Raw genomic sequence first — 15,631 nt, forward strand, 5'->3', positions numbered from 1 at the left:
GGGTTATTGACAGATAACCTTCACGCGCTCAAAACAGTTCTTGTTTCAAACCCCACCCCTACAGCAATTTCTCTTTTGGAAAATTGAATAGCCCTTGCTATTTTTCCTGATTGAATCTTTCTGGGTTGGCATAGATAACCACAGCTTACTCAATCCGAGACTTTCCAAGTTTTACCTCTATTGAGTGAGTGTTACGGGATTTTCTAAATCTGCTAAACTCGAATCTTTTCGCTGCAAAATTTGCCACTTCATTCAACCCAAAAATTAAACCATGAGTATCATCACTGTAACCACAAACACCAATAGTGGAGTCGGTTCACTGCGTGCAGCAATTGCCTCTGCACAAGCCGGCGATACCGTTCAGTTTTCATCCAGCTTAGCTAATCAAACCATTAGCCTCAGCAGTCAAATAGAAATCAACAAACATTTGACGATAGATGGGGCGGGCGCAACGAATTTAACCATCAGTGGCAATAACGCCAGCCGCGTCTTTTATAGCGATTGGAGTTACCTTGTTCCCGAAGGCTACAACATCAGCCTCAAAAATCTCACCATTGCCAATGGCAAAACCACGGATGCAGATGGTGGCGCAGGTATTCGCATGGGATATCTGGGAGACTTAACTGTAGAAAACACCACATTTAAAAACAACGCAGCCGGGAAAGGTGCTGCAATCATGGCCGGCACTAGCGGGACAACTACCGTCATCAACAGTAAATTCGATGCTAATGATGGCACATCTGGCACCACCGATGTCATGCGAGAACGCGGTGCCGGTGGCATTGCCACAGTCGGTGGTGATCTCGTCGTCAAAGGCAGTCAATTTACCAATAACAAAGGCATTGTCGGGGGAGCAATCAACGTTCTCAATACAGAATTACTTGTCGAAAACTCCAGCTTTGTTAATAACGACACCACAGCCGGTGCTGCCTACCCAGCCGGACGTTATCAGAGCGGCAACGGTGGCGCAATCTACACCGATGGTGCGAATGGCTTGAATGAAGCCGGCAATATTATTATTCGCAAAAGCCGGTTTGAAGGCAACAAAGCAGCCGGGTTTGGCGGCGCATTGAATCTCAGCGCTTATCAACCGCAAAAGGTATCAGTTGAAGATTCTACAATCCTTGGTAATCAAGTCATCAAAAACTCCAACGGCAGTTCACTAGGCGGCGGCATCTACCATCAAGACGTAGATTTAACCGTTAAAAATACGACCGTTGCCAATAATAAAGCCGTGTTTCAAGGTGGGGGCTTGTGGGCAAATAACGCAGGGGTTACGGTTAGCAACAGCACCTTCTCCGGCAACATCGCAGAAGATGCAGCCAAAGGTTATGGCGGTGCAATTCGCATCGGAGGCACCGACAAAGCAGCGAACATTACCAATACCACCATTGCTAATAACTCTGCCGGCTGGGTCGGAGGGGGTATCTTAGCCGGCTCTAACCCGATTACGGTGAAAAACACGATCTTTAGCAATAATACGGCAACAAACCCCTGGAAGATTCAATACAACACCACTCGTCAATTAACTGATGGTGGGGGTAATATTCAATGGCCTCCCAAAGCAACGACTCTTTCTAATGATTACAATGCAACGGCATCTGTGACACTAGCAGATCCCAAACTTGGGGCTTTGCAAGATAACGGCGGCGGCGTTTTAACTCACGCTTTGCTATCAGGAAGTGCGGCAATTGATAAGGGGATAAATACCGGCGCACCTACGACGGATCAGCGCGGCGAGCTGCGTCCCAAAGATGGGGATAATAATGGCAGCGCAATCGTTGATAGTGGGGCGTTTGAGCTTGGCAGCACGACGACTGCAACGCAGAATGATACCCTCGTAGGAACTGCCGGCAACGATGTGCTCAATGGCAACGATGGCGATGACAGTTTAGACGGTGCCGGTGGCAATGATAGCCTGCTAGGTGGTATCGGCGCAGACAAACTATTCGGGCAAGCCGGCACCGATGTCCTTGATGGCGGAGACGGGAACGATCTTCTCAACGGCGGCGCAGACAGTGATACCTTAACAGGCGGTTTGGGCGCTGACTCTCTGGTTGGCGGTGCCGGTAACGATAGCCTCCTAGGTGGCGATGGCAACGATACCCTCGATGGTGGCACAGAAAACGATAAGCTCAATGGCGGCACCGGCAACGATCTGCTATATGGCGGAATCGGCACAGACTCGCTTGATGGGGGTTCGGGAAGCGATAAGTTATACGGTCAAGATGCCAATGATACCCTCACCGGCGGCAGTAGTAATGACAGCCTTTACGGCGGTGCCGGTAATGACATTCTCACGGGGGTTAGCGCCAGTGCGACGGTTCCTGGAAGTTTGGAAATTGATCGGCTTTGGGGTGAAGCCGGTGCGGATACGTTTGTGCTAGGGAATACCACAAAGGTTTTTTACGATAACACCGGCACCGCTACTCAAGGCTTGAGTGATTATGCCATTCTTGCTGACTTCAACCGTACTGAAGATTTTATTCAGCTCAAAGGTAGTGCAGCAAACTATCAATTGGTTCAGTCAACCAATGGCACCCAAATCTTTTACGGCAGTAGTGCCACCAAGGATGAACTGATTGGAGTTGTTCAAGGAGACACAACCGGATTGACACTCACCAGTACCAACTTTAATTACGTTTAGATTGTTCTTAATCTAGGGCAGCACTTCATTTGTCCTATGAGACTTTTTCATCGTGACCGAACTCAACATTTTTAAGGTCACTGTATAACTTTTTTCCAACTGGGTTTTGGTTTTTCTTCCAATTGGTTCGTGATAGCTAGTGCAGACATCCCATAAGAGGGAACGGGAGTTTTGCCCAATGCTATCACCCCAATTGGTTCAATATCGTCGGGATTCGCTGAATCAGGAATTCCCGAGATTTAACGAGTAAACATTCGCACCTTAACTGAATCAAAAGGATTAACCATGAGTATCATCACTGTAACCACGAACACCAACAGTGGAGTCGGTTCACTACGCGAAGCAATCGCCACTGCAAAGACAGGAGATACCATTAATTTTTCTTCCACAATGGCCGGAAAAACCATTGTTCTGAGCAGTCAATTAGACATCAACAAAAACCTGATCATTGATGGCACAGGAGCAGCCGGCTTAACCATTAGTGGCAATAAAGCAACCCGCGTATTCGAGTTAAAAACTGCGCCGGATAATACTGCCATTAATGTCACAATGCGGAATCTGATTATCGCCAATGGCAAAGCGAGTGGCATTGATGAAGCCGGTGCTGGTGCCGGCATTAAAGCTGCATCGCACACCACATTAACCGTTGAAAATTGCCAAATTAACAGCAACGTTGCCCAGTTTGGTGGCGGGATCTATACGGGCTGGCGCGGCAAAACGACGGTGATTAACAGTAAATTTGATGCCAATGATGGGACACTCGGCAACCAAGAACGGGGCGGTGGGGCGATCGCAACCAAAAGTGAAGGCAGCCTTGTTGTTAAAGACAGTGTATTTACGAACAACAAAGGCATTAACGGTGGGGCGATTAACAGCCTCTTGGGAGGGCTAACAGTTGAAAATTCAACATTTTTGAATAACAACACAACTGCCGGCAGTTCGGGAACTGTGACGAAGGGATATGGTGGGGCAATTTACACCGATGGTGCTAGCGCTTTTACGAGCGATTCTCTCGGCGGAACCATTAACATTCGCAATAGCCGGTTTGAAGGTAATATAGGAGCCGGTCAAGGTGGAGCAATGTTTTTGTTTGGTTATGCTCCAGACAAAATTGTGATTGAAGGCAGCACGATCATTAACAATCAAGTCATTAAAAATGCCACCGGCAATGCTCTCGGCGGTGGCATCCGAATTGGCAATGCAGACTACACCATCAGCAATAGCACCATTGCCAATAACTCGGCGCTGACTCAAGGCGGGGGTTTGTGGGTAGGAGAAAAATCACCGGGGAAAATTATCAACTCCACCTTTTCTGGCAATAAAGCCCAAGGCACAGATGGCACCAGTGGGATAGGCGGCGCGATGATGATCAATACCTCCAGCGCCGGCAATATTATCAACACCACAGTTGCGAATAATCATGCTGGTTTTATGGGCGGCGCATTTTGGGGACAAAATCAATATGTCACCGTCAAAAATTCAATTTTTGACAAGAACACGGGCGGCAATATTTGGAAGATTAAACAACACGTTGGCGCTCCGTTAATTGATGGTGGCGGAAATATTCAGTTTCCTCCAAAAAAGTCCACTGATCCAACTGATGTTAATGTCACGAATAGTATTAAGATTGCTGATCCCCAACTCGCTCCTCTGCAAGACAATGGCGGTGGCATTCTAACGCATGGTTTGCTGAGTGGAAGTCCGGCAATTAATGCGGGTGTAAGTGTTTCTGGTTTAACTATCGATCAGCGAGGAGTCACGCGTTCCGATGGCAAGTTTGATATTGGCGCATTTGAGCTGAGCAATACTTCTGTTTTAACAACAGATAGCCCCATTCTTGGCACTGTAAATAATGATGTGCTGAACGGTTACGAGGGCAATGACATTATGGATGGAGTTGCCGGCAACGATAGTCTTTATGGGGGAATTGGATCTGATTTTCTCAATGGCAACTTGGGCAATGACCAATTGTACGGTCAAGATAGCAATGATACCCTCATCGGTAGCGCCGGCAATGATAGTATTTACGGCGGTATCGGTAATGATACCTTGATCGGCGCTAACGCCACCGGCATTACTCCCGGAACTGGCGAGGTGGATCTGCTTCGGGGTGAAAGTGGGGCTGATACCTTTGTTTTAGGAGATAGAACAAAGGGGTATTACAAAAATGCCGGTTTAACGTCTCAGGGATTAAAGGACTACGCAATTATTGCGGACTTCAACGGCAGCGAGGATAAAATTCAACTCTACGGTAGTGCCAGTAACTATCAACTTCTCCAATCAAGCACCGGCACCCAAATCCTTGCCGGCAGCGGTTCTATTAAGGATGAACTAATTGGCGTGATTCAGGGGGGCGCAACCGGCTTGAGTCTCACCAGTAGCTCCTTTAAGTACGTTTAGATTGCCGGTTCAATTGATCAACATTCAATGAACGATTCCCCACTCAGCTTGCAGTGGGGAATTTTCCCAATCGTTGCGTTATTTGTTGTTGATGTTTTTTTAAAGGAAAGATAAAATTTAAAAATTTTAGAGATTAAGTCTCGTTAAATCGTTTTCGATGACTTACAAGCATCCCACCTATTGCTAAAAGACCAAGCAACATTGTCGGCTCCGGTACTGAAGCATTTGGTGTTTCATCTGATGAATTAAATCTAATTTGCCCGGAAAGTATTGAGCCTTCACAACTCTGTTCAAAGTCAGCAGAAAAGCGCTCTGGCTGTCCGTCTGTTCCGTAAATAGCTTCTTTGACTACAAAATTTCCCATAAGTTGATTGCACCCTCGGTTCCCAAGGGAAACATTCAGACCGGGCTGTTGGGTAGGCTGAAAAGGCCAACGAGTAGCATTTTGATAAGTACCAGGTGTTAAAACTGCATTCTCAGGAGCTGTAAAGATTAATCGTCCATAATTAAATATTGAATTTTCACCTGCCTCGGGCTGATCGAATGCAGAAAACAAGATTTCTACGCCATTCTTAGAGTCAAAGAACGGCGGACTATTATAGATGCGAGATGCACTAAATGTACCATCTGTAGAAGTCAGAGTTTTAGTGAGTCCTCCTCCAATGAAACTCCCAGGGTTGCTTTTAAAATAAAGGAATGTAGCAGCCTTACCTGGTAAGGCTATAACTCCTAAGGAAGTTAAAGAGCCTGCTATGGCTAATAGGGACAAAAGTGATTTTTTCATGAGACTCCTATCCTTTGAAGCGATTGCTTCTATTTATGATTGAGATTACACTACATTGTAGCAACAAGTATTCGAGGTGTTAGCCAACGATGCAGACAACGAATATGCCATGATTGACAAAGGCAATGGTACGCGCTCACCAGCAAAGTGCGGGATGCTACTAGCGAAGCGATTCGTCTCCGCTAAGGTGTGGATTGGCTACCAAGATCCATACCCTTATAGATGCTTTGGCCCACCTTATAGGGTTTCATCTGACTTGCGGACAAACGTTCGGTCTAGACAGAGCTGATGTCTTCCTCGATGAACTGGCTGCCAGTAAGATCCTAGCCGACAAGAGATATGATGCAGATTAAGCGGTGATTGAGCCACCCAAACAGCAGGGCAAAACAGCAGTCATTCCGCTCAACGGTAACCGTTCTACTTCTTGCGAGTATGACAAACATTTGTACAAAGCGCGGCAACGAAATTGAGAACTTCTTTCTCGAATTGAAGCAATACCCTTGCGATTACGACGCCCTACGATAAGCGAGCGAGAAACTTTCTGGATGCAATTTATCTAGCTGCTGCCATTATCAAGCTTCATTGATAAGACGCCGTAGCGTTCAAGAGGAAAAAGTGCTTCTTAGCCCTGATTCGCGTATCGGCGAGTTGAGCCGATCGCTTTTGGTTGCAACAGAAATATCAGGTTCAAAATCGGCTTCTGCATTGGATGCTTGAGTGCGCCATAACTGATCGAGTTTGGTTGCCGGCATGGTGAGATATAAAACATCACCGGCGCTGAGGTATGAGTTGAGTAAATCCCACCCGTGGGTACTTTGGCAATTGGTTTCAATATACAACGGCACAAAGTCAGCACTCATGGCAACTTCTCGAACACGATGTCCGCAGAAGGGATGACTGGGTGTAATCAGTGTCGCTAAAGCCACCCAAAGACTGTCGCCCGTCATTCCATTGCCGAAAATTCTTCCACCTAAAGCAGCGGCAGCGAAGGAGGGTGCAGCTAATTCTGTCGGACTTAATACTGCCTCAAACTCAAAAACTTGTTCCACCATTCGAGCGAATTGAGGGTCTTGATTTCGCACCACCACCGGCAATTTGCCGACTAAACTTTTGGCAGTGAGTGCAATCTCTAAATTCGCTGTATCGTCGCTTGTCACCGCGATCAGTGCTTCCGCGTGATCAATATTGCCGGCTGTTAGTGTAGTCGTTACACTAGCATCCCCTAGAATAACGGGAATTTTAAGGGCGCGGGCAGTATTTATAAACCGGCAGTTGGGATCGCGCTCAATCACAACTACTTCATGACCACTCATTCTAAGTTGATCGGCAATTCGCAATCCAACGCCACCCAAACCACAAATAATGTAATGACTTCGCTGGGGAATTCGGGTAGCATCCCAAACTTGTGTGAACCGAGTTCCTAATACGAAATCATTGAGGAGGGCGTAGCAAATTCCAATAATACCGGCACCAACTAACATCATCACAGCCGTAAATAATTTGATGCTTTCTGGTGCGTGTTCTGCAACTTTTTCATTGCCACCGGCACCTGTGATCATCCCGACAGAAAAATAAAGGGCATCGATTGCCGAGGTATTGGAATTAACACAAATATAGGTAAGCGTTGCAATTAAAATTGTGACAAATAGGCTGAGGAGAACCGCCAAAGTTGAGCGTGTGTGCAGATGAAACTGTTGCAAACTGTTGAAAAATTTAGTGACTTTTTGAATCACTGAGTTGCGTGCAATTCGCACACGCGGTTGAGAGGCAACAATCAGACGATCTCCCACCTGCAAGGTTTGTCCGTAACTCATCGCAGAAATTAAATCTGTCCGTCCATTCACCGGCAGATAGTAAATCAGCATCCGCGAGCGATTTTCCCACAAATGACTAAGATGCCGGCCTAGCCAAGGGTGATTTTCATCGATATATTCTTCATGAATGGGCCATGTTTGGTGAAATAATTGTAGTTGGCCAATGGCTTGTTTTCCCAGTGCTGCAAATGCGAAAACAGGGGCGGCTAGGGTAGAAACGCTCATGGTGACGTGATCACCGACGGTTTGATCAAGACGATCACCCAAACTGGCATTGAACAGCCGGTTGATAATCCGAATCCGGGGATTGAGCACCCGCGACTGCACGAGAATGGCTAAATTTAAGGCATCGTCAGCGCCGGCAAGCACCAACGTTTGTGCTTCCCGAATGCCGGCGGCTAGCAAGGTAGAAGGTTCACGCAAATCTCCAAAAATGATATCAGCACCTTCATGAATCAACGGGCGATCACTGATGCCAACAACATCCGCGCCTTGTTGTCTCAACAAACAGAAAATTTTATAGCCGGTGCAACCAAGACCACAGACAATGATACGGGGTTTCATTTTGCTAATTAATTGACAGACAGACAACGAAACGCTGTGTTTTTGTTGAAACTTTATTTTCAACGAGACTGCGATCCAGAACTGTAGCTAACAACACCAGGTCATACTAAGGGTTGAGTAGTGAGCCGGAGAATCAGTTGAGCCGGCCTGAAGCGTGTCACAATAATTAACAAACAGTTTGTCAGCAAACCATAACGAGAGTAACAATTATGTGGCGAGTAATTATTCAATGTTCTGCTGAAGGTTGGCGCAACTATGCTATTGCCTTTAAGGAGATCGCTGCTAAATATCCTGCAACCCTATTGGCTTCTAAAAAGATGCCGGGTGATGAGCGACGCATTATGGAATACAAACTCGAAAGTGTTAGCGATACTGAGGAATTTGTAGAAGAGTGCATGACTTTAGAAGGTTTCGATGCCATCTTTGAATCCCTGTAGCCGGTGAGAGGCAATAACACAGCTCTAAAATCAACGCCCTAAGAAAAAAAAGCCGAATAGAACATAATCAATCACCTGTCTGATGAAGTGATCACATCAAGTTGGGGCGTACTTTAACTTAGTTGAATGGTGCGCTCGCCCAAGTTGCTCGAAGTGGCAATTTAGAGCAAATCAATCGAGTCCGCAATCTGCTGGTTCAGGTAAAACGCGAGATTTACAAGCTGCCGGCAGAGCAGTAAGTGGAGGTTGTGAGGCCAGACGTAACGAATTGCTAAACGTGAAAAGTAGCGAGTTAGATACGTCCTAGCGAGATTGAGATTGCCTTCAGCAACACATCTGACTCTACAGGCTTTGTAATGTGAGCTTGAAATCCGACCTGAAGTGCCAGCTGTCGATCAATTTCTGCGGCATAGGCAGTCAACGCAATAGCTGGAATCATTCCACCCTGCTGGAGTGGTCGCGACCGAATTTGCTGGAGCAGCATATAGCCGTCCATCTGAGCCATTCCAATGTCACTCACCAGTACATCGGGAATCGATTGTTCCAATGCTTGCAATGCTTCTAAGCCAGAAGCAACGGCTGTCACCTTTGCCCCGTTTTGTTCTAACAGAAACGCTTGAAACTCACGGGTATCTGGCTCATCGTCTACCAGTAAAATTTGAATGCCCTCTAGCGGTAGTCCTGCATCTGTTTTGGTCTGGATAGGTTCAGATACGATCAATGCTGTCTGTTTTATCGCCGGCAATTGCACAATGAAAGTTGCGCCTTGCCCTTCACCCTGGCTCTCTGCCCGCACGGTTCCCCCGTGCATTTCCACAATTTGCCGCGCGATCGCCAGGCCCAATCCCAATCCTCCAAACCGGCGGGTGGTTGAACCATCCTCCTGTCGAAAATACTCAAACATATAAGGCAAGAATTGCGGATTAATCCCTTTACCCGTATCAATGACTCGAATTTGAGCCAGTTGATTCAGTTGCCTCAGTTCAACCGTTACTTGTCCACCAGCAGGGGTGAACTTGACCGCATTACTCAGCAAGTTCCAGAGGACCTGCTGTAAACGGGCAGCATCACCAGAAATCGGCGCAACTGTATAGTCAAGATCGAGCTGTAGTCTAATGTGTTTCGCCTCTGCTGCCAAACGCACGGTTTCAATCGCCGCAGAAATGACGAACGTCAAACTAACGGGAGTCGCTGTTAGCGACAGCTTGCCTTGCATAATGCGGGAGATGTCAAGTAAGTCTTCAATTAGCTGTGTTTGGAGTTTGGCATTTCGTTCGATCGTTTTTAAGGCTTCGGCTTTGCGGGCTTCATCGAGTTTGCCGGTTTGTAGTAGCTGCGTCCACCCTAAGATCGGGTTCAGGGGCGATCGCAATTCATGGGACAGCACCGCCAAAAATTCATCTTTGATGCGGTTGGCTCGTTCTGCTTCTTCTCGTGCTGCCTGTTCGCGTTCTAAAACTTGTTGGCGTTCCGCTTCTGTCTGTCGCTGTTCAAGCAGATCGGCAGCTTGACGCGCCAACAGATCCAGAAAACGGAGTTCTCGCTCAGCCGGTCGGTGGTGCTTGCGCCAGTGGGTTGAAACCATGCCGAGCGGCCTGCCTGAACGGGAGATTAGCGGGGTGGACTGGGCTGAGCGATAGCCAGCATTGATATGAATTCGTAAAGCACCACAGGGGTCGTCGCACTCTGGCATATCAAAATCAATGAAGGCGCGAGTCCCCCTGAGCAAGGCAAGGCCACAGGAGGTGTTTGAACTTGCATTCACTCGATCAAAATGGTCGGTTATCGTTTGCTCAAAGCCTTGGGATGCAAGCAAAACTAGCTCTTGCGTCGCTTTGTCTAAGATCTGAACGGTGCCGGCATCAGCTCGTGTCAGAGTGATTGCAGCCGCCATAATTTTGTCGTAAAGCACCTGAATGTTGTCTTCAATGAGCAGTTGTGTGCTCAAGTCGCGCAACAGCTGGGTATTTTCCAGATCGGTGGTAATCATGGCTTCAGCTTGTTTGCGATCGTGGATATCGATGGATGCACCAAACCAGCGAATAATCTCACCTGTTTGGGGATCTCGGTAAGGCTCGGCACGCACCAGAAACCAGCGATAGGTTCCTGCCGCAGAGCGAATCCGGTGTTCGACCGAGAAAATACCGCCGCTGCGTCGCGCCGCATTAAACGCTTCTATTGTGCGATCGCCATCCTCTGGGTGAACGAAACTAGCGGCCACTTCTGCTGCTGTGGTTGGTTCATAAGAAGCGCCCGTATAATTGCTCCATTGTTTGTTGAAGAACTCAACTCGCCCCTCCGTATCCGTAATCCAAACAATTTGTGGCACAGCATCCGCCATCAGCCGAAACCGTTGCTCACTCTTTTGCAAAGCAGCTTCGGCACGAGCACGTTCCAGCATTGTCCAGATCCGGTTTGCCAGGTCGCGCATCAACTCAATCTCATCACTGCGCCAGTGGTAGGGTTCCTGATGATAAATGCCCAGCGTAAATTTCCATTCGCCGTTTTCGATCAAAGGCACGTTAATAAACGAACCAATTTTGAAGGTTGCGAATGGCTGTTGGTTAGCAACGCGTGCATCCTTGGAAATATCCCGAACCACAATGGGGTTTCCAGTTTTGGCGAGCTGGAAAAACTCCTCTGTCAAAAAGTCTGGCAGCCGATAAACACCCACTAAACTCGACACATTTTCCTGGTGCCAATCTTGTTGGATTGTCGCTTCGTCGGCTTGCTCATTGATTTCGACGAAGGCACATCTAGACGTTTTAAGATAACGATTCAACTGTTCGCCAACTATCTGAAGAATTTCGTCTACACCATTTGCTTCGATCAGATTCTGAGTCACCGTGGCAAGAAAGTCGGCGTTTAGCTCTGCCTGTTTGCGTTGGGTGATATCGCTCGCTGCCCCCAGCCATTCAATGATTTCCTGCTGTGCATTCAACAGTGGGATCGCCCGCGAAAACGCCCAGCCAATCGTCCCATCTAGCTGAATGACTCGGTGTTCTAACTCAAACGTACTTTTGTTATGAATAGCAGCAAGGATTGCAGCCCTCAACTGCGGTCGATCCTCGCTCGGAATATACTGTTCGACCCATGTCCCGCTTGGGTTCTCAGTGCTGGCAAGAAAATCCTTACCATTTAGGTGACGCAACTCGCTCCAATCTGCGCTCATTTTATACACGATGCCTGAACTGGCAGTGACAAATAAGCGCAGTTGCTCTTCTGAAGAGCGCAAGGCTGCTTCCGCCTGCTTGCGGTCGTCTTCGATGCGCTTGCGATCGCTAATATCCTTAAATACGATCGCTACTTTTCGGTCTTCCGGTTGTCCGGTGCGGCAGGCATAGACATCAAACCATCGGTTAATCGGCACAGAACGATTCTCGAAGCGAACGGATTCACCCGTTAAGGCAACTCTGCCGTAGGTTTCAATCCAAAAGTTTTCTAGATCTGGCACTAACTGACGTGCTGTTTTCCCGACGGCTTGTTGCAATCCGGTTAGTTGCTCAAACACTGAATTAATTTCTAAGAAGCGGTAATCAACTGGCGTGTCGTACTCATCAAACAACAGCTCGACGATGCAAAACCCTTCGTCGATTGACTCAAACAAGGTGCGATATTTTGCTTCCGACTCGCGCAGAGCGGCTTCAGCATAGGCACGTTCAACGGCTGCCCACGTCTGTTCTGCGGTTTCTTCAACCAGTTTGACCTCGGTTTCCGTCCACTGACGCGGCGTGGATTGTTGAGCGGCAAGCAGGGCAACGAATTGATTGTTTTTGATCAGCGGCACATCAATGTGTGCAGCAATATCAATCTCACGGTATCTCGTCTTCTCAGCATCCGTATATTTCGGATTATTGGGAATATCGGTTACAACTTGGGTGTGCTCAACCTGATGGTCAGCAGTTAGGTTGCGTGAGTAGTCCTCTAAGCGGTATCGTCCGCTCAACTGGCCTACACCACAGGTGTAGTTGCAATGAACAATGACCTCCTCACCAGCCGGCACCACTTCGATGTATATGACACGACTTGCCCCTAAAGTTTCACCCAAAATGCGAGCGGCGATCGCTTGTATCTCTAAAGCATCGGTGAGCGGGGGGAGGGCTTCTGCCAGTTTGACTCGGAACGCATTGAGCTGATTTGCCGCCTGTAGGACAGCAGAGTTATCCTGTCGCTCTTGGGCGTCTGGCTGCGTCTCTCCGGGGGATTTGGTTTGATCAAGTTCAGTTAGTAAAATCTGCACTGCCGTTTTCAGGTCGTCTGACCAGGTTTCGACAGCACCCAATGGCGTTTGCGACCAATCGTGCAATCGCAGCAACGCCCCCAACTCGCCGCCCCCAACAAATAACTTCTCAGCCATAGCCCTAAATTTTTCCGCCCTCATGCGTTTAGTTCCTTATACAAAATACTTCCTTCGCATGGACTGGCAGCATTCTCGTACCGTGGCATCACTTGAGTCCAATAGCTGATTCAAAAGCATCTCAATTTGCTTTTGAGCTAAAGGAGAGGGAGTGGGGTATCCTTCGCAGCGATTAATCGTTGGGAAGGATACCCCAAGGTGAACCGCAAACTTCTCTTGGGTCAGCTTCAGGGTTTGCCGGAGTTCACGAATCAATTGACCGATGGCTGGCTGTTCAATACCGACGTATTGCTGATGAAACGCCATAGCTCGCAAACTTTATAAAGCTCTCTATTCATAACTTTGGCTTGTTTTGGCAAAGAAGCCCTATGCCTCAAGACATAAGCCTAAAAGTTATCTGTAAGCATTCAAAGCCAAGCTATCGGATTTTGTAGTATTCTGTAGTATGCTCGGTAAAGCTTGCAGAGTTAACTGGAGTTCATCTGGGAATGCAAATTGAACCATACGACCCTCGCCACCTTGATGCGGTTATTCGTCTTTCGCTTCGAGCATGGACTCCGGTCTTTGATTCGATTCAGAAGGCGATGAACGCGCTCTGTGTACCAGGCATTTTATCCAAATCATTGGCGTGTGAGCCGACAAAAAGCTGCCCTTGGATGTGTGTGCTGCGGAAGACACGAATGTATGGGTTGCTATCGATGCCGGCTCTACAGAGTGATGCCGGTCATGCTCCAGCCCGTCACACCTATGAAAAGGTGGGCTTCGAGCTATTCCGAGTCGCCAGTAACTAAAGTTTAAAAAGAAGGAGAAAGACTATGAGCAAACAGAAAAATAAACCTTGGGATGAAAAATGGGAAACTATCAAATCGATTGGGGGTGGCGGACAAGGGGATACTTTTCTTGTCAAACCTAAAGATTCTACGAATTTGTCTCAAACGTTTATATTAAAAAAACTCAAAAATCAGAAAGATCCTGAAAGACGCAAGAGAATGCACAGAGAGGTTGCTGCATCAAGAACCCTCGATTGCCCCGGCATCCCGCGATTAATGGAATCAAACTCCGACCAATTTGATTCTGATGTTCCGCTTTACATGATTGGTGAATTCATTGAAGGGAAAACACTTTCACAAGTTGTTGACACCGCTCCACTTATGGGGATTGCGGAGGCTGTTAATCTTGTTTTGAAACTTCTAGAAACTATACAATACTGTCACAATCTTGGGATTGTACACCGAGATATTAAACCGGACAACATTATTATGCGTCGCGATAACATCGCCGATCCAGTTGTCATAGACTTTGGCATTTCCTTTAATGAATCTGATGCTGGCGGGACTATTTTGACCGAGCCTTGGCAGCAGCTTGGAAACAGATTTTTAGCACTTCCTGAGCTTCAGGTAAATAGCAGTATGCAGCGCGACCCCAGAGCGGATATTACACAATGCTGCGGGATTTTGTTTTTTGCGATCGTCGGCTCACCTCCTGTCACTTTGCTCGACCATGAAGGAAGAATGCCCCATCAAAGACCGGAAAGTCAAAAAGCTTTGTCGAAAATCCCTTCCGATTTACTGGCTAAAGTCAATAGAATTTTTGACAGAGCATTTGGAACTCAAATCGACTACCGCTGGCAATCTATACCTGAGCTACAACAAGCCTTGATAGCTTGCATTTCTGCAAATCAGAGCATTCATAATGCCGAACAATATATTGCTCAAATCCAAAATAAAGTATCAACTTCATCTGATTATGCCCAACGCCAATCTTTTAAAATACTTGCTCAACAGCTTGTTAAGGAGCTTTATAACGTAAGTCGAACTGTTGCAGGCGAACTTGGCAAAGGCTTTGGTACAATTCACGATGCAGAGGCAATAAACTTAAAAAGTCGCAGTATTGATGATCGGGTTAAAATAGACTGGGCTAAACTAAGGTTCTCCCAAAGTCACGGCATTACCAACGAATTTTCACCCAATAATTTTTTTCCTAAGTTTACAGGATATGCAACAGGAAACGAACTCGTTTTGTTGGCAGAGGTAAATGGAGAGCAAGTTGAACTGTTAAGGACTCCTTTAAATGGTGAACCTGACTTGACTGCTTTGGGCGAACGTCTCAGGCGCTTCTATCTTGAAGGAGTGAGAAAATTAATAGGAGCTTGAACGACCAAACACTGCGAGAGCGCTCGTTCCCTACAATACAATAGTGCTGAACTCATGCCTCTGGTAACTCCTGTAAAATCTGTTCTACTGTTACCTTCAGCGGAGGTAAATTATTTTGTACGATTGCCCAAACTAGGTTTAGCGAGACTCGGAAATATTCATGCACTACAAGATTTCTAAACGCTACAATTTGCGCCCAAGGCACGGACGAATATCGGCTAGTTAACTCGGACGATAACGCATTGGTCGCTTCTCCAATAATTTGCAGGTGATGAACAATCCAAATTTGAATCAATTCTTGGTTATCAAATGCCTGCCGGCCTTGGCTTGCATATCGCTCAATTGCGGCTATTGCATCTAATATACAGCGCTTTTGAGAGATATGAGGTACACTCAAGGGAACATTAAAGGTATTGAGAATCATAATGAAACCGTACTCAGTAGATTTGCGAGAAAAAATAGTCAATGCTTACGA

10 protein-coding genes are annotated in these 15,631 nt (G+C 47.0%); 5 read left to right on the top strand and 5 right to left on the bottom strand.

Going from position 1 to position 15,631, the window contains the following annotated elements; all coding sequences use genetic code 11:
• Positions 1-271 precede the first annotated feature (271 nt).
• Positions 272-2,647 carry a calcium-binding protein gene (locus tag H6F56_RS03580; RefSeq protein ID WP_190665476.1) on the top strand — a complete coding sequence of 792 codons (2,376 nt, stop codon included), beginning with the start codon at positions 272-274 and terminating at the stop codon, positions 2,645-2,647.
• A gap of 285 nt (positions 2,648-2,932) precedes the next feature.
• The gene (locus H6F56_RS03585) at positions 2,933-5,047 is read left to right on the top strand and encodes a choice-of-anchor Q domain-containing protein (protein WP_190665477.1); all 2,115 of its coding nucleotides are present in this window, start codon (positions 2,933-2,935) and stop codon (positions 5,045-5,047) included.
• Positions 5,048-5,180: 133 nt separating this feature from the next.
• On the opposite strand, the gene H6F56_RS03590 is transcribed toward H6F56_RS03585, so the two are convergent.
• On the bottom strand, positions 5,181-5,831 hold the full coding sequence (locus tag H6F56_RS03590) for a PEP-CTERM sorting domain-containing protein (RefSeq protein ID WP_190665478.1): 651 nt from the start codon (positions 5,829-5,831) through the stop codon (positions 5,181-5,183).
• 602 nt (positions 5,832-6,433) lie between these two features.
• Positions 6,434-8,209 (bottom strand): potassium channel family protein, encoded by a 1,776-nt coding sequence (locus H6F56_RS03595; protein ID WP_190665479.1) that lies wholly within the window; start codon positions 8,207-8,209, stop codon positions 6,434-6,436.
• Between the two features lie 209 nt (positions 8,210-8,418).
• Between H6F56_RS03595 and H6F56_RS03600 the strand changes: the two genes are divergently transcribed.
• A complete protein-coding gene (locus tag H6F56_RS03600; protein ID WP_190665480.1) occupies positions 8,419-8,646 on the top strand; it encodes a hypothetical protein in 228 nt (75 codons plus the stop codon).
• A 292-nt stretch (positions 8,647-8,938) separates the two neighbouring features.
• Here H6F56_RS03600 and H6F56_RS26730 read toward each other — a convergent pair whose 3' ends face one another.
• Together H6F56_RS26730 and H6F56_RS03625 are read right to left on the bottom strand one after the other, a co-directional pair.
• Positions 8,939-13,003, bottom strand: a complete 4,065-nt coding sequence (locus H6F56_RS26730) for a GAF domain-containing protein (protein WP_199312560.1) — start codon at positions 13,001-13,003, stop codon at positions 8,939-8,941.
• A gap of 36 nt (positions 13,004-13,039) precedes the next feature.
• Positions 13,040-13,309 (bottom strand): helix-turn-helix domain-containing protein, encoded by a 270-nt coding sequence (locus H6F56_RS03625; protein ID WP_190665481.1) that lies wholly within the window; start codon positions 13,307-13,309, stop codon positions 13,040-13,042.
• Between the two features lie 182 nt (positions 13,310-13,491).
• Between H6F56_RS03625 and H6F56_RS03630 the strand changes: the two genes are divergently transcribed.
• Positions 13,492-13,794, top strand: coding sequence for a hypothetical protein (locus H6F56_RS03630; RefSeq protein ID WP_199312561.1), 303 nt, complete (start codon positions 13,492-13,494; stop codon positions 13,792-13,794).
• Between the two features lie 24 nt (positions 13,795-13,818).
• Entirely contained in the window at positions 13,819-15,156 is a 1,338-nt protein-coding gene (locus H6F56_RS03635) for a serine/threonine protein kinase (protein ID WP_190665482.1), read from the top strand.
• Between the two features lie 52 nt (positions 15,157-15,208).
• Here H6F56_RS03635 and H6F56_RS03640 read toward each other — a convergent pair whose 3' ends face one another.
• Positions 15,209-15,580, bottom strand: a complete 372-nt coding sequence (locus tag H6F56_RS03640; RefSeq protein ID WP_190665483.1) for a DUF86 domain-containing protein — start codon at positions 15,578-15,580, stop codon at positions 15,209-15,211.
• Between the last annotated feature and the right edge of the window lie 51 nt (positions 15,581-15,631).

Origin of the sequence: Microcoleus sp. FACHB-672 (assembly GCF_014695725.1) — a bacterium.
In the GTDB taxonomy this organism is placed as follows: domain Bacteria; phylum Cyanobacteriota; class Cyanobacteriia; order Cyanobacteriales; family Oscillatoriaceae; genus FACHB-68.